21 protein-coding genes are annotated in these 19,932 nt (G+C 73.9%); 11 read left to right on the forward strand and 10 right to left on the reverse strand.

The features are described from left to right. Positions 1 to 63 precede the first annotated feature (63 nt). The 3 genes from ACGF4F_RS13865 to ACGF4F_RS13875 all read right to left on the reverse strand — a co-directional run bounded on the left by ACGF4F_RS13865 (position 64) and on the right by ACGF4F_RS13875 (position 2,304). Positions 64 to 882 carry an SCO1664 family protein gene (locus ACGF4F_RS13865; protein ID WP_357442424.1) on the reverse strand — a complete coding sequence of 273 codons (819 nt, stop codon included), beginning with the start codon at positions 880 to 882 and terminating at the stop codon, positions 64 to 66. Continuing rightward, the gene (locus ACGF4F_RS13870) at positions 879 to 1,457 is read right to left on the reverse strand and encodes a DUF3090 domain-containing protein (protein WP_073840130.1); all 579 of its coding nucleotides are present in this window, start codon (positions 1,455 to 1,457) and stop codon (positions 879 to 881) included. Before ACGF4F_RS13870 ends, ACGF4F_RS13865 begins: the two co-directional genes overlap by 4 nt. 133 nt (positions 1,458 to 1,590) lie before the next feature. Next, positions 1,591 to 2,304: a histidine phosphatase family protein gene (locus tag ACGF4F_RS13875; protein ID WP_357442422.1), complete on the reverse strand. Its 714-nt coding sequence runs from the start codon at positions 2,302 to 2,304 to the stop codon at positions 1,591 to 1,593. Between the two features lie 822 nt (positions 2,305 to 3,126). On the opposite strand from ACGF4F_RS13875, the gene ACGF4F_RS13880 reads away from it, so the two are divergent. Then, positions 3,127 to 3,711: a hypothetical protein gene (locus ACGF4F_RS13880; RefSeq protein WP_357442420.1), complete on the forward strand. Its 585-nt coding sequence runs from the start codon at positions 3,127 to 3,129 to the stop codon at positions 3,709 to 3,711. 323 nt (positions 3,712 to 4,034) lie between these two features. Here ACGF4F_RS13880 and ACGF4F_RS13885 read toward each other — a convergent pair whose 3' ends face one another. Beyond that, positions 4,035 to 4,871 carry an undecaprenyl-diphosphate phosphatase gene (locus ACGF4F_RS13885; RefSeq protein WP_357442418.1) on the reverse strand — a complete coding sequence of 279 codons (837 nt, stop codon included), beginning with the start codon at positions 4,869 to 4,871 and terminating at the stop codon, positions 4,035 to 4,037. Continuing rightward, positions 4,868 to 5,920, reverse strand: a complete 1,053-nt coding sequence (locus ACGF4F_RS13890) for an LLM class F420-dependent oxidoreductase (protein ID WP_357442416.1) — start codon at positions 5,918 to 5,920, stop codon at positions 4,868 to 4,870. Before ACGF4F_RS13890 ends, ACGF4F_RS13885 begins: the two co-directional genes overlap by 4 nt. Positions 5,921 to 6,090: 170 nt before the next feature. Between ACGF4F_RS13890 and ACGF4F_RS13895 the strand changes: the two genes are divergently transcribed. Both ACGF4F_RS13895 and ACGF4F_RS13900 read left to right on the forward strand, forming a co-directional pair. Beyond that, positions 6,091 to 7,062, forward strand: a complete 972-nt coding sequence (locus ACGF4F_RS13895; RefSeq protein ID WP_357442414.1) for an aldo/keto reductase — start codon at positions 6,091 to 6,093, stop codon at positions 7,060 to 7,062. A gap of 91 nt (positions 7,063 to 7,153) precedes the next feature. After that, the gene (locus ACGF4F_RS13900; RefSeq protein ID WP_073838148.1) at positions 7,154 to 7,345 is read left to right on the forward strand and encodes a DUF5703 family protein; all 192 of its coding nucleotides are present in this window, start codon (positions 7,154 to 7,156) and stop codon (positions 7,343 to 7,345) included. A gap of 75 nt (positions 7,346 to 7,420) precedes the next feature. Here the strand turns inward: ACGF4F_RS13900 and ACGF4F_RS13905 are convergent, their stop codons facing one another. After that, positions 7,421 to 8,074, reverse strand: a complete 654-nt coding sequence (locus ACGF4F_RS13905) for a hypothetical protein (RefSeq protein ID WP_357442412.1) — start codon at positions 8,072 to 8,074, stop codon at positions 7,421 to 7,423. A gap of 60 nt (positions 8,075 to 8,134) precedes the next feature. Then, positions 8,135 to 9,463 (reverse strand): M20/M25/M40 family metallo-hydrolase, encoded by a 1,329-nt coding sequence (locus tag ACGF4F_RS13910; protein ID WP_393077511.1) that lies wholly within the window; start codon positions 9,461 to 9,463, stop codon positions 8,135 to 8,137. A 160-nt stretch (positions 9,464 to 9,623) separates the two neighbouring features. Between ACGF4F_RS13910 and ACGF4F_RS13915 the strand changes: the two genes are divergently transcribed. The 3 genes from ACGF4F_RS13915 (at position 9,624) to ACGF4F_RS13925 (ending at position 11,588) form a co-directional block, all read left to right on the forward strand. Then, positions 9,624 to 10,241 carry a hemerythrin domain-containing protein gene (locus ACGF4F_RS13915; protein ID WP_357442408.1) on the forward strand — a complete coding sequence of 206 codons (618 nt, stop codon included), beginning with the start codon at positions 9,624 to 9,626 and terminating at the stop codon, positions 10,239 to 10,241. A 101-nt stretch (positions 10,242 to 10,342) separates the two neighbouring features. Beyond that, the gene (locus ACGF4F_RS13920; protein WP_357442406.1) at positions 10,343 to 11,329 is read left to right on the forward strand and encodes a LysR family transcriptional regulator; all 987 of its coding nucleotides are present in this window, start codon (positions 10,343 to 10,345) and stop codon (positions 11,327 to 11,329) included. Between the two features lie 19 nt (positions 11,330 to 11,348). Further along, entirely contained in the window at positions 11,349 to 11,588 is a 240-nt protein-coding gene (locus ACGF4F_RS13925) for a hypothetical protein (protein ID WP_357442404.1), read from the forward strand. 49 nt (positions 11,589 to 11,637) lie between these two features. Here ACGF4F_RS13925 and ACGF4F_RS13930 read toward each other — a convergent pair whose 3' ends face one another. From ACGF4F_RS13930 to ACGF4F_RS13940, 3 genes are read right to left on the reverse strand one after another with little or no spacing between them, the layout of a single operon-like run. Next, the gene (locus ACGF4F_RS13930; RefSeq protein WP_357442402.1) at positions 11,638 to 11,988 is read right to left on the reverse strand and encodes a DUF3140 domain-containing protein; all 351 of its coding nucleotides are present in this window, start codon (positions 11,986 to 11,988) and stop codon (positions 11,638 to 11,640) included. Then, complete coding sequence (locus tag ACGF4F_RS13935; protein WP_357442568.1) at positions 11,988 to 12,176, reverse strand: hypothetical protein; 189 nt, start codon at positions 12,174 to 12,176, stop codon at positions 11,988 to 11,990. The genes ACGF4F_RS13930 and ACGF4F_RS13935 overlap by 1 nt, the downstream gene beginning before the upstream one ends. Next, entirely contained in the window at positions 12,173 to 14,719 is a 2,547-nt protein-coding gene (locus ACGF4F_RS13940; protein WP_393077516.1) for an ATP-dependent Clp protease ATP-binding subunit, read from the reverse strand. The genes ACGF4F_RS13935 and ACGF4F_RS13940 overlap by 4 nt, the downstream gene beginning before the upstream one ends. A gap of 116 nt (positions 14,720 to 14,835) precedes the next feature. Here ACGF4F_RS13940 and ACGF4F_RS13945 point away from each other — a divergent pair, with 116 nt between their 5' ends. The 5 genes from ACGF4F_RS13945 to ACGF4F_RS13965 all read left to right on the forward strand — a co-directional run bounded on the left by ACGF4F_RS13945 (position 14,836) and on the right by ACGF4F_RS13965 (position 19,932). Further along, complete coding sequence (locus tag ACGF4F_RS13945) at positions 14,836 to 15,240, forward strand: hypothetical protein (protein ID WP_357442398.1); 405 nt, start codon at positions 14,836 to 14,838, stop codon at positions 15,238 to 15,240. 200 nt (positions 15,241 to 15,440) lie between these two features. Further along, the gene (locus ACGF4F_RS13950; RefSeq protein WP_030504016.1) at positions 15,441 to 15,701 is read left to right on the forward strand and encodes a hypothetical protein; all 261 of its coding nucleotides are present in this window, start codon (positions 15,441 to 15,443) and stop codon (positions 15,699 to 15,701) included. Between the two features lie 10 nt (positions 15,702 to 15,711). Further along, positions 15,712 to 16,602 (forward strand): hypothetical protein, encoded by an 891-nt coding sequence (locus ACGF4F_RS13955; protein WP_357442396.1) that lies wholly within the window; start codon positions 15,712 to 15,714, stop codon positions 16,600 to 16,602. After that, on the forward strand, positions 16,595 to 19,267 hold the full coding sequence (locus tag ACGF4F_RS13960; RefSeq protein WP_393077521.1) for an FtsK/SpoIIIE domain-containing protein: 2,673 nt from the start codon (positions 16,595 to 16,597) through the stop codon (positions 19,265 to 19,267). Before ACGF4F_RS13955 ends, ACGF4F_RS13960 begins: the two co-directional genes overlap by 8 nt. Then, positions 19,264 to 19,932 carry a hypothetical protein gene (locus ACGF4F_RS13965; RefSeq protein ID WP_357442392.1) on the forward strand — a complete coding sequence of 223 codons (669 nt, stop codon included), beginning with the start codon at positions 19,264 to 19,266 and terminating at the stop codon, positions 19,930 to 19,932. Before ACGF4F_RS13960 ends, ACGF4F_RS13965 begins: the two co-directional genes overlap by 4 nt.

Below are 19,932 nucleotides of genomic sequence, written 5' to 3' on the forward strand. Positions count from 1 at the left end.
GTCAGCCTAACGATCCGTCAGGCGCTCGGGTGCCGCGCCTCAAGTGATCAACGCGACAACGGCTCACATGGGCGGCCAGGGCATTGCCGGCCACTCCTGCGGGGGCAACGGGAACCGCCCGCTCTCCCGCAGCCGGTCCACCCGGGCCGCCAACTCGGCGACCTCACCGATGGTGAGGTGCTCGGCCAGCTCGTCGCCGAGCGTACCGGTGAGCTGCCCGGCCAGCCCGTCCAGCATCTCCACCGCGTCCGGCGGCAGCTGCCGGCCCGCCCAGCCCCACAGCACCGTACGCAGCTTCTCCTCGACGTGGAAGCAGACGCCGTGGTCGACCCCGTAGATCCGGTCGTCGGGGCCCACGATGACGTGACCGCCCTTGCGGTCGGCGTTGTTGATCACCGCGTCGAGGACGGCGAGGCGGGCCAGGCGCGGGTCGTCGGCGTGCGCCAGGGCGTACGCGGCCCCGTCGTCGTCCCGGGCCGCGGCGACCAGGAACCAGCGTGGCGGCAGGGCGTCGGCGGGAACGAAACCGACGAGCGACTCGGCGTCCTCGGGCTCGTCGATCCAGAGCTGGCAGGAGCCGGGGCCGAACGGTCCGTCCCGCAGCACGGTGGGCGGCACCAGATCCCAACCGCTCGCCCGGGAGACGAGATAGGCCGACACCTCCCGGCCGGCGAGCGTCCCGTCCGGGAAGTCCCAGAGCGGACGCTCGCCGCGGACCGGCTTGTAGACGCAGCGCGCGGCCACCCCGTCGCGGGTGAGGATCCCGCGCAGGGTGGTGTTCGAGGCGTCGACCAGCCGCCCCTCCAGGGTGAGCTCACCATCGGTGAGCAGCCGCAGCGCAGCGGCTCCGTCCTGTCGGGGCTGGAGTTCCGACGAGGTCACCGGTGATAACCGTTGTGCCGCGGGCAGAGATGCCCGGCGGGGTCCAGGGGTTGGCCGCAGAGCGGGCAGGGCGGACGGCCGGCGTTGACCACGCGACGGGCCCGCTCGATGAACGCGCGGGTCGCCTCGGGGGTCAACCGCACCCGCAGCCGGTCGAGGTCGTCGTCCGGCTCGTCCGGGTCCTCGTCCTCGTCGTCGTCGGCCTCGCCTAGCGCGACCTCGACCTCGGTCTCACCGGCGGCGATCGCCTCGATCACCACGGTGGCGCTGTCCACGTCGAAGGCCAGCCCCAGCGTGCCGACCCGGAACTCCTCGTCGACCGGGGTGTCCAGCGGGTCGTTGTCGCCGACGACGGGGGCCGCCTCCGGCAACTGGACGCCGAACCGGCGCTGCGCCTCGGCGAGCAACTCCTCCAGCTTCTCGGCGAGCAGGGACACCTGGACCTTCTCCAGCGCGACGCTGACCAGCCGGCCACCGCCGCGCGCCTGCAGGAAGAACGTACGTTCCCCCGGCGGGCCGACGGTTCCGGCGACGAACCGCTCCGGCGGCTCGAAGGCGTGCACCTGGTGGGTCATACCCACGACCCTATCCGGCGGGTGGAACCGCCGTGCAGCGCACCGACGCTGAATCCGCCCAGGGCGAAACACCGGCGCCCACGGGGGCCGTTCCCGGGCGTGGCGGACCGGCTCATCGGCTCACTCCTCGCGCTCACGGGGCCGCCCCCGCGCCGCCGCCCACCGCCGCGTCCGAGTCCGTGGCCCGCGCCGCGCGCCGCCGGCGCTTCCGCGGCGGCGGCACCAGCCCGCTCAGATCACCGCCCGTGTCGTTGAGCCGGACCAGGAACGGCCGCAGCGCCGTGTAGCGGATCGCCGTCACCGACGCCGGGTCCGCGACGATCCGCTGGAAAAGATCCAGGTGTACGCCGAGCGCGTCGGCCACGATCGCCTTGATCACATCGCCGTGGCTGCAGGCCAGCCAGACCGCCTCCGGCCCGTGCTCGGCGGTGATCCGGGCGTCCCAGGAACGCACCGCCGCGACCGCCCGCGCCGACATCGCCGACATCGACTCCCCCTCCGGGAAGACGGCCGCGCTCGGGTGCTGCTGGACCACCGGCCAGAGCGGCTCCTTCGCCAGCTTCTTCAGCGGCTGCCCCTCCCAGCTGCCGTAGCCGCACTCGATCAGCCCCTCCTCCACCACCGGCTCGGCCTGCGGCAGGGCCAGCTCCAGGGTCTGCCGGCAGCGGACCAGCGGGCTGGTCACCACCGCCGCCAGGGGGAGCCCCTTCAGCCGCTCGCCGACCGCCGTGGCCTGGGCGCGACCGGTCTCGTCCAGCTCGACCGGCTGCCGGCCGGCCAGGCCGCCGTCGGCGTTCGCGGTGGTCCGGCCGTGTCGCAGAAGCAGAAGGGTCGCCACCCTGACCACCCTAGGCGGTACGGCGTCTGTCTTCCGGCTGCGGTTCGGGTGTGGCCCGCCGCGCGCGCCCGTCGTGGGCCGCTGCCGGCTTTGGTCGCGGTTGGGGGTGTGGCCCGCCGTGCCCGGCTCCGGGCGGTCAGGCTTGACCCCTACGCCGGTCACGGCGGGCCACACCCCGCGTCGTGGTCCTGCGCCGTCCGGCTGTCCGGCGTGCGTGGTTCGCGCCCCGGGTACGGCGTGCGTACCTGCACACGGTCCGCGCCTCGGCGGGGGTACCGGCTCGGCCGTCGGTTTCGCCGAAAGTGTGGCCTCCCGTCCTGGCCCGCCCGTGATCGACTCCCTGTCGGGGATGTGGCGGTGTAGGCGGGTGTCGGTTACCGCCGTTTCCGCGACCTGGAGTGGATCAAGGGCGGTTCGGGCCCACTTGGCGGGCTGTGGTGGTGGGCGATGTCCGGTTTGTGGGTGTGGTCGGCGGCATCCCGGGCCCGGAATGATGGGCGGCCGGGGGTCGTTGAAACACGGGTGCACGGCCGAGGTAGGCGCCCCGCGAGGCAGGCTTGCTGGCCGGCCCAGGTCGGAATGATGGTAGGCCGGCGGTCGTTGCACATGACTCGCGACCGAGGAAGCCGCCCCGTGTGCCGGGGTGGTCGGGCCCGGAATGTTGGCGGGCCGCCGGTCGTTGGATATGGTCCCGGCGCCGCGAAGAGGCGAACCCCTCGCCCCGCGAGCCGCTGGTCGAAGACTTTCCCCTTTGAGCGCCTGACGGTGCTTGCGCGCCCTGCCCACCCCCGTGGGCGGTGTGTGCGCCGACCCCCGAATGGAGCTTTGGTCATGAACTCGATGCTGCGTAAGAGCATTCTTGGTGTTGCTGGTCTGGCTTTCACCGGTGGTGTGTTCGCCGGTCCGATCGCCGCCCACGCTGCTGAGCCGGTGCACGCCAACCCGGTGGCGGCGGTGCAGGCCGACAAGCCGGACATGGGCAAGCTGGTGCCGCATGGTGTGCAGGGCGCCCAGTCGAAGATCACCCTGAACGACGAGCAGACCGCGAACGCGAAGGCGATCATCGCCGCCACCAAGAAGGCGGGCCTGCCGGAGCGGGCCGCGGTGATCTCGATCGCCACGAGTCTGCAGGAGTCGAAGCTGGAGAACCTGGGCCACCTCGGCGACGCCAATGACCACGACTCGCTGGGCCTGTTCCAGCAGCGCCCCTCCAGTGGTTGGGGCACGCCGGAGCAGATCACGAACCCGGAGTACGCCACCACCGCGTTCCTGAAGGGTCTGAAGCAGATCGACGGCTGGCAGGACATGCCGCTGACCAAGGCCGCCCAGACCGTGCAGGTGTCGGCCTACCCGGACGCCTACGCCCAGTGGGAACAGCAGGCCGCCGACCTCGTCGCCCAGCACTGGAACAGCTGACCCACCTGATCAGCTGACCAACTGAAAACGCGTACAAGCTGCTGGCCGGCACCCCAAGACGGGTGCCGGCCAGCAGTGTCTCTGAACGCTGGCGTCTCCAGATCTTGGACAGCTCCCGTCAGCAGCAGAACAGAAGAACACCGCCCAAGATCAGCAGCTCACTGCGGTACGTACCAAAGGAAGACCGCAACCGGCGGGCGGCGAAGGCACACGACGGGGCTGGGGGCGACCGTGACCGGCGCAGGGATCAAGCCTGACCGCCCGGAGCCGGGCACGGTCGCCCCCAGACCCCCGAAAAGCGAGAGCCAGCCGAGGAAGAGGGGCTACGTGGCCTGGATCGTCCCGGTGAGGAGTAGGCACAGAACGAGGGTGCCGAGCGCCACCCGGTACAGCACGAAGAGGTACAGGGTGTGGTGGGCGACGTAGCGCAGCAGCCAGGCGATGGCCGCGTAGCCGATGGCGAAGGCGATCACCGTGGCGACCACCATCTGGGCCACGCTGGGTGCGGCAGTGCCCGGTTCGGCGGGCTCGAAGACGTCGCCGAGGCTGAACACGCCGGACAGCACCACGGCGGGGATGGCCAGCAGGAACGAGTACCGCGCCGCGGTCTCCCGGGTCAGGTTCAGGAACAGGCCGAAGGTGAGCGTGCCGCCGGACCGGGAGACGCCGGGGATGAGCGCCATCGCCTGGGCGAAGCCCATGACGATGCCGTCGCGCATCCGGAAGTTCTCCAGGGTGCGGGTCTGCCGCCCCCAGTACTCGGCGAAGGCCAGCACCAGCGCGAAGAAGATCAGCGTGAAGGAGATCAGGTACAGGTTCCGGGCCGTGTCGCGGATCGCGTCCTTGAACAGCAGGCCGAAGACGCCGATCGGGATGGTGCCGACGATGACGTACCAGCCCATCCGGTAGTCGAGGCTGGACCGGACCGAGCGGTCCCACATGCCGATCACCCAGGTACGGACGATCCGCCAGATGTCCTTGAAGAAGTAGATGAGCACCGCCGCCTCGGTGCCCAACTGGGTCACCGCGGTGAACGACGCGCCGGCATCCCGGCCGAAGAAGATCGCGGAGGTGATCCGCAGGTGCCCGGAGGACGAGACGGGCAGGAATTCCGTGAGCCCCTGGACGATGCCCAGGACGATGGCCTCGACCCAGGTCACTCGCCGACTCCGGACAGCTCGAGGGCCTCGGCGACGGTGCGCAGGGTCTGCACGCCGCTCTCCCGGTCAGCGACGAAGAGGGTCACCGACAGGGTGGTGACGCCGGCCTCCGCGTACTCCTGCATCCGCTCGGCGATGCGCTCCTTCGGACCGAGCAGCGAGGTGCGGTCGATGAACTCGGTCGGCACCGCGGCCGCCGCGTCGCGCTGCCGCTTGGCGAGGTAGAGGTCCTGCACCTCGCGGGCCGCGTCGCCGTAGCCCATCCGGATGGCGAGCTGGTTGTAGAAGTTCTGCTCCCGGCTGCCCATGCCGCCGACGTAGAGGGCGGCGTACCAGCGGACCAGCTCGGCGCAGGAGGCGACGTCGTCGCCGACCACCACCGGGACGGACGGCACCACGTCGAAGCCGCTCAGCTCCTCGCCGATCCTGGCCCGGCCGGCGCGGACCGCGGCGAGCTGCTCCTCGGCGAACTCGGGCGCGTAGAAGATGGCGAGCCAGCCGTCCGCGATCTCGCCGGCCAGCTCCAGGTTCTTCGGGCCGACAGCGGCCAGGTAGATCGGGATGTGCTCGCGCGGTGGGTGGAAACCCAACCGGAGCGCCTTGCCCGGGCCGTCCGGCAGCGGCAGCGTGTAGTGCTCGCCGTCGTACGCGACCTCCTTGCGGGCGATCGCCAGCTTGACGATGTCGACGTACTCCCGGGTGCGGGCCAGGGGCTTGGCGAAGCGGACGCCGTGCCAGCCCTCGGAGACCTGCGGGCCGGAGACGCCCAGGCCGAGCCGGAACCGGCCGCCGGAGAGCGTGTCGATGGTGGCGGCGGTCATCGCGGTCATCGCCGGGGTACGGGCGGGGATCTGCATCACCGCGCTGCCCACGTCGATCCGCTCGGTCTGGCCGGCGATCCACGCCAGCATGCTCGGCGAGTCGGAGCCGTAGGCCTCCGCCGCCCACACCACCGAGTAGCCGAGCCGGTCGGCCTCCTGAGCCAGGGCCAGATGATCGGCCGGCGCGCTCCACGCCGTCTGGTATCCGAGGCTGAGCCCGAGTCGCACTGGTCCTCCCACCGTCCGCACCACAGGTCGCATCAGGTTACGCAATGCCGGTGGCCGAGCCGGTCACCGGCTCACCCCCGACCGCGTCACAGCTCGCCGGGCTGGGTGGAGCAGGAACTTGACTCCGGGCGAGGATATCCGTGACGCGAGGTTCGAAATAAGGTTCACCCATGCAACAGCGACCGCTCGGCCGAAGCGGGCTGGCGGTTTCGCGGCTCGCGCTCGGCACCATGACCTGGGGACGGGACACCGACGCCGACGACGCGGCCGCCCAGCTGAAGAGCTACCTCGACGCGGGCGGCAACCTCGTCGACACCGCCGACGTGTACGCCGACGGCGACGCCGAGTCGGTGATCGGCTCGCTGCTGGGCAGCCTGGTCGATCGGGACGAGCTGCTCATCGCCACCAAGGCGGGGCTGCGGCCGGGCAGCGGCCGCCGGCGGGACAACTCCCGCGGGCACCTGCTGCGGACCCTGGAGGCGTCGCTGCGCCGGCTCGGCACCGACCACGTCGACCTGTGGCAGGTGCACGGATACGACCCGGACACCCCGCTGGAGGAGACCCTCTCCGCCCTGGACCACGCCGTGTCCACCGGCAAGGCCCGGTATGTGGGGGTGTCGAACTTCTCCGGCTGGCAGACCGCCCGGGCCGCCGCCTGGCAGGCCGCCTGGCCGGGGCGCGCCCCGGTGGTCGCCGCGCAGGTGGAGTACTCGCTGCTGGAGCGGGGCGTGGAGCGCGAGGTGCTGCCCGCCTGCGCGGCGCTGGGGCTGGGCGTGCTGCCCTGGTCGCCGCTGGGGCGCGGGGTGCTCACCGGCAAGTACCGGCACGGCCGTCCAGCCGACTCCCGGGCCGCGTCGCCGCACTTCGAGCGCTTCGTCGCCACCTACCTGGAGCCGCGCTGCTCCAGCATCGTGGAGGCGGTCGCCACCGCGGCCGGGGGGCTGGGCGTGTCGCCGCTGGAGGTGGCGCTGGCCTGGATCCGGGACCGGCCGGGGGTCACCGCGCCGATCCTCGGCGCCCGCACCGTGGGGCAGCTCCTCGGCGCGCTGCAGGTGGAGCGGATGACCCTGCCGGAGGAGATCGTCACCGCGCTCGACGACGTCTCGGCGGTGCCGGTGGGCTACCCGGAACGGGACGGCTGAGGCCCGTCGTCTGGATGCCGGCCGACGGACGGCGATCCGGGTCACCGTCCGGGGGTGGCGGTGGACCACCGGGCTGGGCAGCATAGAGGGCATGGACTACGAATACGCGCCGCTGCGGTTGCCTGCGAATGTCGACCGGTTGACCGCCGCGGCGCAGCTGGCGATCCAGGCGGAGTTCTCCGGATGGGAGCTGGCCCGGGTGCGGCTGTACCGGGACGGGACGCGGCAGGTGATGCTGCGCCGCCGCCGGGTCAACCAGCCGCAGCCGGGCCTGTCGTACTGAGGACGGCCGGACCGGGCCGACGCGGTACGCCCCCGGGGCCCGGACCGGACGGTCAGGCCCCGGGGGCGGCGTGGCCTAGTGGGCGTGGTCGTGTTCCTCGTCGAGCTCGAGGAACGGGTGCTCGTCGAGGCGGCCCACGAGACGGTCGTCGGCGGCCGGCTGGAAGGGGCCGAGCGAGTCGTCGTCGTCGAACGACTCCAGGTCGACCGGGCTGCTGACCTCGCTGACCATGACCAGGCCGTCAAGCGGCTCCAGCTCGGGGACGTCCAGCGCGCTGAGCGAGCCGTCACCGCTCTGCAGCAGCTCCAGCACGGCCTCGCCGACCCCCTCGACCGGGGCCGGCTCGTCCTCCTCGGGGGTGCCCTCGCGGCGGGCCGCCTCGGCCGCCCGGATCAGGGCGGACACGCTCGGCACCCGGTAGTCCCGGCGCTGCCGGACCGAGATGACGCGCGGGTGCGGGTCGGTGGCCTCGACCCCCTCGACGCCGCCGAAGCGCTCGTCGGCCTCGTTCGGGTCGATCGACTCCACGTCCCACGGGGTCACCTCGCCGAACGCGTCGAGCAACTGCTCGTCGTAGGCGAACGAGGCATTGTTCAGGGCGACGTACGCCTGCCAGACGTTGTCGTCGTCGATCCGGCCGTGGGCGGCGCGGACGGCGGCCAGGTGGGCACGCGCCGCGTCGATCACCCGCTCCAGGGCGGCGTCCAGCTCACCGTGCTGGTCGGTCATGTGTGGCAGTCCCTTCGGATGGGGGGAGATTCCGCGCCGACGGTGACGTGACGGACACGGCTAGCAGCTGCGGAGAAACCGGTCGAGAACCCGCACGCCGAACTGTAGCCCGTCCACCGGAACCCGCTCGTCGATGCCATGGAACAGCCCGGAGAAATTGAGGTCGGCGGGCAGCCGCAGCGGCGCGAAGCCGAAGCAGCGGATGCCGAGCTGCGAGAACGCCTTGGCGTCGGTGCCACCGGAGAGCATGTACGGCACCGGGCGGGCGCCCGGGTCCTCGGCGCGCAGCGCGGCGGACATGGCGTCGACCAGGTCGCCGTCGAAGGTGGTCTCCAGGGCCGGCTGGCGCTGGATGTACTCGATGGCGATGTCCGGGCCGATCAGCTCGCGCAGCTGCCGCTCCAGCAGCTCCGACTGGCCGGGCAGGCTGCGGCAGTCGATGGTGGCGGTGGCCCGGCCGGGGATGACGTTGTCCTTGTAGCCGGCGGCCAGCCGGGTCGGGTTGGCGGTGTTGCGGATGGTGGCGCCGATGATGTTGGCGATCGGGCCGAGCTTGGCGATCGCGGTCTCCGGGTCCTCCGGGTCGATCTCGATGCCGAGCACGTCGGAGACCTCTTCGAGGAACGCCCGCACGGTGTCGGTGACGACCACCGGGAAGCGGTGCCGGCCGACCCGGGCGACCGCCTCGGCGAGCGCGGTGACCGCGTTGTCGTCGTGCACCATCGAGCCGTGGCCGGGGCGGCCCTTGGCGTGCAGGCGCAGCCAGTCGATGCCCTTCTCGGCGGTCTCGATGAGGTAGAGCCGGCGCTGCTCGTCAACCGAGTAGGAGAAGCCGCCGACCTCGCCGATCGCCTCGGTGCAGCCGTCGAAGAGGTGGCGGTGCCGCTGGGCGAGGAAGTGCGCGCCGTAGTCGCTGCCGGCCTCCTCGTCGGCGGTGAAGGCGAGCACGATGTCCCGCGAAGGACGCACCCCGGCGCGCTGCCAGCCGCGGACCACGGCGAGCACCATGGCGTCGAAGTCCTTCATGTCGATCGCGCCGCGGCCCCACAGGTAGCCGTCACGGAGCTCGCCGGAGAACGGATGCACCGACCACTCGTCGGGGTCGGCGGGCACCACGTCGAGGTGACCGTGCACCAGCAGCGCGTCCCGGCCCGGGTCGGTGCCGAGAATCCGGGCGACCAGATTGGCCCGGCCCGGCGCGGACTCGTGCAGCTCCGCGTCGACGCCGACCTCGGCGAGCTTCTCGGCGACGTACTCCGCGGCGCGGCGTTCCCCGACGCTGGTGTCGTTGTCGCCGGTGTTGGTGGTGTCGATGCGCAGCAGGTCGCGGCAGAGGTCCACGACCTCGTCACAGGGGTCGGGTCGGTCGGAGGCGGGGTCGCTCGTCATCGCTTCTTCATACCAGCCGGTCCCGACGCCCGGTCCGCCCCGCCCGGCGGGCGGTTTCACGGATCGCGGGTACGGGTACCGCCGGTGGCGTTCCCGCACCGCTCACCCGGGGCCGGCGGCGCCGCCGATCCCGCGCCGGCCATCAGTCGAGGAGTGCACCATGACCGTCCCCCTGCCGCCGCTGCCGCCCGCCGCTGACGACGTGTACCGGCCGGGTGGCCGGAGCCTGATCGACCTCGTGGCGCGGGAGCACACCGCGCTGCTCGGCCTGGCCGGGCAGGTCACCGACCCGGACCTGCCCGCCGAGCGTCGGCGCGAGGTGCTCGACGTGCTCACCGCCGTGGTGTCCCGGCACCTGTCCGCCGAGGAGCAGTACCTCTTCCCCGCCGCCCGGGCCGCCGTGCCGGCCGGCGCCGAACTGGTGGACCGGGAGATCGAGGCGGACGCCGGGCTGCTCACCGCCCTGCGGGAACTGTCCGGGCCGGACGACCCGGCGCTGGCCGAGGTGGCCGACCGGGTACGCCGGCACGTCGACCGGGTCGCCGCGCTGGTGGCGCCGCTGCGCGAGGTGGCCACCGACGCCGAGCTGATCCGGCTGGGCAACCGGTGGGAGATCGCCGAGGAGGCGGCGCCGACCCGGCCGCACCCGGGCACCCCGGCCACCCCGCCGTGGAACAAGCTCGTCGAGCCGGCGGTGGGGGTGTTGGACAAGGTCCGCGACGCGGTGACCGGCCGGCGTACCCAGCTGTCCGATCTGGAACGGCCGGGGAAGCACTGAGCCGATTCCGGCCGCCGCGGCGACGGACGGCCGACTGATCGGCGTACACCGATGGCGGACGGGCCCTTCCGCATCCCCGTTCGTGGTCCTACCGTCACCGTATGAATCTGGAGCTGCGACATCTGCGGGTGGTCTGCGCGATCGCGGAGACGGGAAGCGTCACCAAGGCCGCCTCGATGCTCGGCCTGGCCCAGCCGGCGCTGACCGCCCAGCTCCAGCGCATCGAGCGGGCCCTCGGCGGACCGCTGTTCGACCGGGACCGCCGCGGCGCCCGCCCCACCGCGCTGGGCGAACTGGTGCTGGACCGGGCCCGGGTGCTGCTGCCGGCGATGAAGGGCCTGCAGGACGAGGCGGCCCGGCTGGCCGGGGCGGCCGACCCGCTGACCCGGTACCGGTTCGGCGGGGTGAACAGCCCGATCCTCGGCCGGCTGGTGCACCGGCTCGCCGCCGAGCGGCCCGACGTGCAGATCAGCACGTACGCGTCCTGGTCGGTGGACGAGCTGGCCCAACTGGTCGCCGGCGGCCGGCTCGACTTCGCGCTGACCGGGGTGTGCGGGGACGCCGCCCCGTCGGCGGAGTTCGGGCTGAGCTGGCGGGAGGTCGCCGTCGACCCGATCTTCGTGCTGCTGCCGCAGACCCATCGGATGGCCGGCCGGGACGAGGTGCGCCTGGTCGACCTGCGGCACGAGCAGTGGGTCGCGGCGCCCGGGGAGGGCTGCTTCGGCGACTGCTTCGCCGCCGCCTGCGCCCGCGCCGGCTTCACCCCCCGCAAGCTGTACGAGGCGGACGTGCGCGGCTGCCTGGACCTGGTCGACGCCGGCGAGGCGGTGGGCCTCTGCCAGGCCACCTTCCGGCCCGTCGCCGGCCTGGTGACCCGCCGGCTGGCCGGTACGCCGCTGCGCTGGCGGCTGCTGCTGGGCTGGCACCCGGACGCGCCGACCGCCCGGGTCGCCGAGACGGTGCTCGAGACGGCCGTGGCGGCGTACACCGACGCGCTGGCCCCGCACCCGGACTACCTGGCCTGGTTGCTGGGTCGACCCGACTTCGGTGCGCAGGTGGCGGCGGCCGGCGGGGTGCGAACCGCCTGAGCGCGGGTATCAGGGCGCCATGACTGATCTGTACCCTGCCGCCGACCAGCGGGAGTTGCTGCGCCAGGCGGCCGCCGCGCACACCGCCGCCTCCACCGACCTGGAGGCGTTCCTGCGCCGGCTGCCGGAGGTGCCCGACCCGGCGGACATCACCGAGTACGCCAACCTGCTCAGCCGGGAGGAACGGGCCCGCGCGGAGCGGCAGGCCGCCGCCGACGCGGCCGGCTTGGAGCTACCCAGCATGGAATCGTCCGACTAACGCACGGCACGGCACCCGGGACTCCCCCGGGTGCCGTCGGCCGGTCCGGTCAGCGTTCGACCAGAACGTCGTGCCCGAGGTCGAGCAGCGAGTACCGCCACTCGTTGTCGGCGTTGCCGCCGCTCGGCCGGGCGTCGATGAGGTCCTGGATGCGGTCGACCGCCGCCTGCATCACCTCGATGTCCTCCCGGGTGAGGTCCACCTTGCGCTTGCTCAGCACCCGCAGGATGTGCCGGCCCGGCTCGGGCAGGTCCATGTTCGGGGCGGGGCCGAACGACTCCTCCCCCGAGCCACGGGTCAGCAGCCACTGGCGCAACTGCTCGGAGGGGACGTTCACCAGGGCGTGGAAGTCGTCCCAGAGCACGTCGACCTCGGGATCCACGCGCTGTTCGCGTACCATCACGCCTCCTCTTCCGGCGGCGGCCCGGACGGCGTCCGGTCGCCCTCGTCGGTCTGCTTCTTCACACCCTCCGGCGGCACCTTGACCCGCGACGGGTTCGCCGTCGGCGGGCTCACGATCGGTTCGCGCCGCTCGGTTTCCTCCCGGCTCTCCTCCGGCTCGGTCATCTCGTCCCGTTTCCGGTTCATCGAGGGTGCGAGGTGCTGGCGGCGACGTAGTCGCGGTCCCCGCTGCCGACCTCGATGGACAGCTGCCCGTCCCGCGCGTCGACGACGACCTTCTGGCCGGGCGAGACCTGGTGCTCCAGCAGCATCCGGGAGAGCCGGTTGTCGACCTCCCGCTGGATCACCCGGCGCAGCGGGCGGGCCCCGAACTCCGGCTGGTAGCCGTGCTCGGCCAGCCAGTCGATGCCGGCCGCGGTGACCTCGACCTGGATGTCCTGGGCGTGCAGCCGGCGCTTGGTCTCCTCCAGCATCAGCTCGGTGATCTGCCGCAGCTGCTCGGCCTCCAGCCGCTGGAAGATGATCACCTCGTCGATCCGGTTGAGGAACTCGGGCCGGAAGTTCTCCTGCAGCCGGCGCATCAGCCGCTCCCGCAGCTCGCTGGCCTCCTGCTCCCGGCCGGGCTCGCCGACGCCGAAGCCCACCGTGCGCTGGGTACCGGTGATCATCTCCGACCCGAGGTTGCTGGTCATGATCAGGACGGTGTTCTTGAAGTTCACCGTGCGGCCCTGGCTGTCGGTGAGCCGGCCGTCGTCCAGCACCTGGAGCAGGATGTTGAACACATCCGGGTGCGCCTTCTCGATCTCGTCGAGCAGCACCACCGCGTACGGGCGGCGGCGCACCGCCTCGGTGAGCTGGCCGGCCTCCTCGTAGCCGACATAGCCGGGCGGGGCGCCGACCAGCCGGCTGACCGTGTGCCGCTCCTGGAACTCGCTCATGTCCACCCGGACCATCCGGTCCGCCTCGCCGAAGAGCGCCTCGGCCAGGGCCCGGGCGAGTTCGGTCTTGCCGACGCCGGTCGGGCCGAGGAAGAGGAAGCTGCCCATCGGCCGGTCCGGGTCCGCCAGCCCGGCACGCGAGCGGCGCACCGCCTCGGCCACCGCGCTGACCGCGTCGTCCTGCCCGACGACCTTCTCGTGCAGGTACCCCTCGAGCCGCAGCAGCCGGTCGCGTTCCTCCTCGGTGAGCTGGTTGATCGGGATGCCGGTGGCTCGGGAGACCACCTCGGCGATCTCCGTCGGCCCGACCGTCGGCACTTCGGGGCTCTCCCCGTCGCCTTTCGCCCGGCGGACCTGTTCCTCCAGCTCGGACACCCGGTCGCGCAACTGGGAGGCCCGCTCGTACTGCTCGTCGGCGACCGCCTGCTCCTTGTTGCGGCGCACCTCGTCGAGCTGCCGCTCCAGCTCGCGCACGTCCTCGGCGGGGGTACGGGTACGCAGCCGCACCCGCGCGCCGGCCTGGTCGATCAGGTCGATCGCCTTGTCCGGCAGGTAGCGGTCGGTGACGTAGCGGTCGGAGAGCTCAGCGGCGGCGACCAGCGCCTCGTCGGTGAAGCGGACCTGGTGGTGCGCCTCGTAGCGGTCACGCAGGCCGCGCAGGATGGTGACGGTGTCCTCGACGCTCGGCTCGGGCACGAAGACCGGCTGAAACCGGCGGGCCAGCGCGGCGTCCTTCTCGATGCTGCGCCGGAACTCGTCCAGCGTGGTCGCGCCGATCACCCGCAGCTCGCCACGGGCGAGGGCGGGCTTGAGCATGTTCGAGGCGTCCATGCCGCCCTCGCTGCCGGCGCCACCCGCGCCGACCAGGGTGTGGATCTCGTCCAGGAAGATGATCAGCTCGTCCTTGTGGGCCCGGATCTCGTCGATCACCTTCTTCAGCCGTTCCTCGAAGTCGCCCCGGTAACGGGTGCCGGCCACCAGGCCGGCGAGGTCGAGCTGGATCACCCGCTTGCCGATCAGGGTCTGCGGCACGTCGCCGTCGCAGATCCGCTCGGCCAGCCCCTCCACGATCGCGGTCTTGCCGACGCCGGCCTCGCCGATCAGCACCGGGTTGTTCTTGGTCCGCCGGGACAGGATCTCCACGGCCTGCTCGATCTCGTCGGCCCGGCCGATGACCGGGTCGATCTGGTCGTTGCGGGCCAGCTCGGTGAGGTCCTGCCCGTACTGGTCGAGGGTGGGGGTGCCGCGGTCCGGACGGGGGGCGCCGCCGCGTTCCGCGCTGGCCGCCTGCAGCGACTCCGGCTGGATCCGGCCCGCGGCCAGCATCCGGCCGGCCGGGGACTCCGGGTTCAACGGCAGGGCCATCAGGATGTGTTCGGGGCCGATGTAGTTGGCACCCATCGCCCGGGAGAGCTGGTGGGCGTCGAGCAACGCCCGCTTGGCCGCCGGGGTGAGCGACAGGTTGGGCGGCACCTCGCCGCGCGGCGCCCCGTCACCGCGCCCGCCGAGTGCGTTGACCAGAGCGTCCGGGTCGGCGCCGGCGCGGCGTACCAGATCGCGTAGCGGCTCCCGCTGCAGCGCCGCCCAGAGCAGATGGTCGGTGTCCAGGTCGTTGCTGTGCTTCTGCGCCGCGCGCCGGGCCGCGTCGGCCAGCATCTCCCGCGCGTCGGCGGTCATCAGCCGGGTGATGTCGACCCGGTGTGCCGGCCGGCGTCCCCCCTCGCCGCGACCGAAGTACCGGGCCAGGAACTCGTCCCACGGGTCGGAGCCGAAGTCACCGGGTCCCATCATCTCTGTCCTCCGCTCCTCAGACGCGGCGCGCCCCGCCGGGCGACTGGCGCGGCACGGTCGGCGGTGGCTACCCGGCGGTCGGCGCGACAAACGCCTCCGGATGGCAGGCTGGGGGCATGGCGGACAGGGCGCTGCTGATCGTCGACGGCGCGAACGTGGTGGGCTCGCGGCCGGACGGCTGGTGGCGGGACCGGGCCGGGGCGGCGGCGCGGCTGCGCGACGCGCTCGCGCCGCTGGCCGACCGGGGCGTACCACCGGAGCTGCCGCCACCGGTGGACGTGGTGCTGGTGGTGGAGGGCGCGGCGCGGGACGTGCCGGCCGCGCCGGGGGTGGCCGTGGTCGCCGCACCCGGGTCCGGCGACGACACCATGGTCGAGCTGGTCGCCGCGGCGCCGGACCGACGCCGGGTGGTGGTCACCGCCGACCGGGAGCTGCGGGCCCGGGTGGGTGCGCTGGGCGCCGAGGTGCACGGGCCACGCTGGCTGCCTCCGGACGTCCAGCGCCGCGGGCCCGTGCGGTGACCGGGGTACGCCCGGCGGGGTGACTCGTGCACGGGACCAGGCGGTTCGCCGGCGGGACCGGGGCCGTCCGGGCGAAAGGGCTTCCGCGCACGTCAGGGGATTGATCGGACAGCCGGGCAGGAACACCGCGAGGGCGGATGTTCGCCCATCCGGCGGGATGGGTTGTAATGGAGATCTCCCTTGCCCCCAGGAGGTCCCCCGTGGCGAGCGTCGCCGAGCTGAAGGCAGCCATCGATGTCGCCCTCCAGCAGATAGGTGACGGGCAGACAGCCGTGCAGGCGGCCGGCGAGAAGCTGGCCGAGGCGCAGCAGACCCTTGCCGGCGCGCTGGAGGGCAGCGGCCACGAGACGGTGGAGGCGGCCCAGGCGTCGCTGACCCAGGCCAGCCAGGAGCTGGAGGAGTGCCTCGCCGCCACCCTCGTCGCGGTCGAGCAGGCGCAGCTCTACGTCGCCACCCTGTAGGGGGCGGAACGTGTCCATCATCGAGGACGTCGGCGGGCAGGTGCGCGCCGCCGCCGAGGAGCTGCCGCTGGCCCAGCTCGCCGTGGCGCTGGAGAAGTTCGGCCAGGCCACCGAGCGGCTGCGCTGGGTGCGGCAGGAATCGGCGAACCCGCTGGGGGTGCCGGAGCTGTCCGCCGCGACCGAGCACGCCGAGACCGCCGGGTACGCGCTGCGGGTGGCCCAGGAGCAGCTGTCCGCGTACCTGGCCGCGATCGGGCTGGCCGCCGACGGCGCGCCCGCCCCGACCGGCGAGCAGCGCCGGCCGAAGCACGACGCGCCCCGGGGTGAGACGCCGCCGGCGGCCCCGGACGCAGCGGCCGAGCAGGGCGAGCAGCCAGCGATGCGGCGCTGGTGGTCGGTGCGGGTGGCGGAGCTGACCGGCGGCCGGGAGGGCGCCCCGGACGAGCCGGACGCGCGGGTCGGCGACTCCCGCGAGCTGCTGCGCCGGGTGGTGACCGGGGTCCGCTCCGGCGACCGGGCCCGGCTGCACGCGGAGCTGCGCCAGGCACACGCCGACGTCGGGCTGGGGCTGGCCGCGATCGCCCCGCCACTGCTGCGCGAGCTGGCCGGCGAACTGCTCGGCCACCCGCCCCGCGCCGACGACCTGGCCCGGCTGCGCCGGGAGCTGGACGGGCGGGTCCGCGACCTGCTGCCCGGGCTGCCGCCGCCGGTGCTGGACACCCTGCTGACCCGGGTCTGCCGGATGCCCCCGCCCCGCCGTTCCGGCGAGCAGGAACAACCGCACGCCGCGGATCCGGCGGTCACCGCCGGGGTGGTCACCGGGGTGCTGCTGGACCGGCTCGGCCGCGACCTGCCCAACGACGCCGACGAGCGGGAACCCGGACGGGGTACGCATGGCTGACGTCCGCGCCCAGGTGGTGTCGCGGGTCCGGGGGCTGCTCTCCGAGGCACTCGGGGCCACCCGGCACCGGCTGGCCGCCGCCGACGCCGACCTGGCCGCCCGCCGGGACCGGCTGGTCCGGGTGCGGCGCGCCGCGGCGGACGTACCGGAGCGGGTGGGCGCCGCCCGCGACCACCGGCTCGCCGAGATAGACGCCCGGCACACCGCGCGGATCGCCGAGCTGGCCCGGCGGGCCGCCGCCGCGGCCGAGCGGGAGGCGCCGGGCGCGGCGTCCGCCCCGTGGGACCGGTGGCGACCCACCCCCGCCGACCGCACAGAGACCCCCGGCGCGGTACGCGTCGGCACGGTGCGCATCCCCGGCGCGGAGCCGCTGCCGGCGCTGGTGCCGCTACTGGACGCCGGTCACGTGCACCTCGCCGGCAGCGACCGGGAGGGCATCGCCGCGGTGGTGCCGGCCCTGCTGCTGCGCTCGCTGGGGCGCGCCGACCCGGGCAGCGTCCGGCTCGTCGGGTACGACCCGGAGCACCTGGGCGGCGGGCTCGCCGGGTTCGCCCCGCTTGGCACCGCCGGCCTGCTCACCTTCGTCGGCCCCGGCGGGCTGGGCCGGCTGCTGGACGACCTGGTGGAGCAGATCCGCCGGATCAACGAGACCGTGCTGGCCGGGGAGTACGCGTCGCTGCGCGAGCTGGCCGCGACCACCGGCCGCCGGCCGGAGCCGTGGCGGGTGGCGGTGCTGCTCGGCGGCGACGAGCTGTCCCGGCACGAGCGCGGCCAGCTCGACCGGGTGGTGCGGACCGGGGCGGCCTGCGGGGTGCACCTGGTGGTCCGCGGCATCGAGCTGCCCGACGACCCCACGGTCACCCGGGTCGTGGTGGAGCCGGACGACGCCCGGATCGGCGGGCTGCCGGTGGCGCTCGACCCCCCGCCCCCGCCCGGGCTGGTCACCGAGACGTGCCGGGAGACTGCCTCCCGGGTCAACGCCGGACCGCCGCCGGCGCCCTTCACCGACCTGCTGCCCCCGACCGAGGACTACTGGCGGGCGGACTCGGCGCACGGCCTGACCGCGCCGATCGGCGAGGGCCCGCACGGCCGGCCGGTGCAGCTCACCCTCGGCGACTACCCGCCGCACGCGCTGATCGGCGGCCCCTCCGGCACCGGGAAGACCAACCTGATCTTCGCCTGGATCGGCGCGCTCGCCGCCCGCTACTCCCCCGCCGAGCTGGAGTTCTATCTGCTCGACTTCAAGGAGGGGGTGTCGTTCGCGCGGTTCGCCCAGGGCCGACGGGACCCGAGCTGGCTGCCGCACATGCGGCTGGTCGGGATCAACGTGAACACCGACCGGGAGTTCGGCCTGGCGCTGCTGCGCTTCCTCGCCGAGGAGCTGCGCCGCCGGGCGGACGCGGCGAAGAAGCACGAGGTCACCAAGCTGGCCGAGCTGCGCGCCGTGGACCCGACCGGGCACTGGCCCCGGATCGTCGCCGTGGTGGACGAATTCCAGGCGCTGCTGGCCGGCCGGGACGTGGTCGCGCGGGAAGCCGCCGACCTGCTGGAGGACCTGGCCCGGCGCGGGCGGTCACAGGGCATCCACCTGGTGCTCGCCTCGCAGGACGTCCGGGGCATCGAGGCGCTGTGGGGGCGACCCGCCCTGGTCGCCCAGTTCACCCTGCGGATCGCGCTGCCGAAGGCGCTGCGCATCCTGGCCGAGCGCAACGACGCGGCGCAGTCGCTGCCCCGGCACCACGCGGTGGTGAACGCCGAGTCGGGGCTGGCCGAGGGGAACCAGGTGGCCCGTATCCCGTCGGCCGGCGACTGGGAGACGTGGAGCGAACTGCAGCACCGGCTGTGGCGGATGCGCCCGCAGGACGCTTCCCCGGCCCGGCTCTTCGACGGCGACGCGATCCCGAAGCTGGCCGAGGCGCCGGACTTCCGGGCGCTGACCGCCCCGGAGCAGGGGGTGCCGCGCAGCCCGGTCGCGCTGCTCGGGGAGATCATCGACGTGCAGGCCCGCTCGGCGGCGCTGCGGCTGCCCCGGGCCCCCGGGCGCAACCTGGCCGTGCTCGGCACCCGGGTGGACGAGGCGTGCGCCGTGCTGGACGCCGCCGCCCGCTCGCTGGCCCGGCAGCACCGCCCCGGCACGGCCCGGTTCTCCATCGCCTGCCTCGACCCGGACGCCGACCCGGCCGCCCGCGCCCTCTACGAGGACCTCGCCGACGACGCCGCCTGGTACGACGAGGAGACCGTCCCCGAGCTGATGGCCGAGGTGGGCGACTCGCTCGGCGCCCCGGGCACCCCGAACAGCCCGCACTATCTGCTGCTCTACGCGGTCGACGCGGCCGCCGGACAGCTCGCCGGCAAGGCTGGCCGGCGGACCGGGCTGGAGCAGCTGCGCCGGATCCTGCACGACGGCCCGGAGCGGCGTACGCACGTGCTGGCCTGGTGGCGCGGGGTGGCCCGGATGCGGGCCGACCTGGGCGGCCCGGCGGCGCGTACCGACCAGATCGGGGCCTGGGTGGCGCTCGACGTGCAGGGCGCGGAGCTGGGCTCCTCGCTCTACCCGGGCACCGGCGGGCCGGACTGGTACCCGCGCCCGTGGCGGGGCCTGTACTTCGACCGGGCGGTGCACCGCACCGGCCAGGTGATCATCCCCTATGGTCCTTCCCGATGAACGAACCGGTCGCCAGTGAGACGTACGCCGCCCAGATCCGTCGGCTCGCCGAGCTGACCGCCCGGGTGGCCGCCCAGCGCGCCGAGGCGCACACCTGGTACGCGCAGCAGTGCGCCACCGCCGACCGGGCGGTGGCGGAGGCCACCGAGCAGGTCCGCCGGGCCGAGGCGGAGGTGGCGCAGGCGCGGGAGTTGGTGGAGCGGGTCGATGCCGAGGCCGCCCACCTGTGGGGGCAGCTGCGCGCCCGGATGGGCAGCGGCGGGCGGCGACTGGGCGAGCTGCCCGGGCCGGCCCGGGATGCGACCGGCGATCCGGTGCCGCTGCTGCACGGGGTACGCGAGGTGCTGGACCGCACCCGCCAGGCAGGCGAGCTGCCCGGCTCGGCTAACCCGCTGCTGGTGGGCTGCGGGATCGGGGGCGCGCTGGTCGCGTACGCGCTGGGGATGGGCGCGCGGGCGCTGGGCGACGGCTCCAGCGGGGACCTGGCGGTCGGCCTGCCGGTGCTGGCGCTGGTGGTCACGCTGCTCGGGCCGCTGGTGGGGCTGGCCCCGGCCCGGCTGCTGGCCGACCGCCGGCATGCCGTGCTGACCCCGCGTGCCATCACCCTGGTGGCCGCCGCCGGCCTGGTGACCACCGTCCTCCTGCTCGCCCTCGCCCCCCGCTGA

This window comes from Micromonospora sp. NPDC047740 (assembly GCF_043204735.1).
GTDB lineage: Bacteria > Actinomycetota > Actinomycetes > Mycobacteriales > Micromonosporaceae > Micromonospora.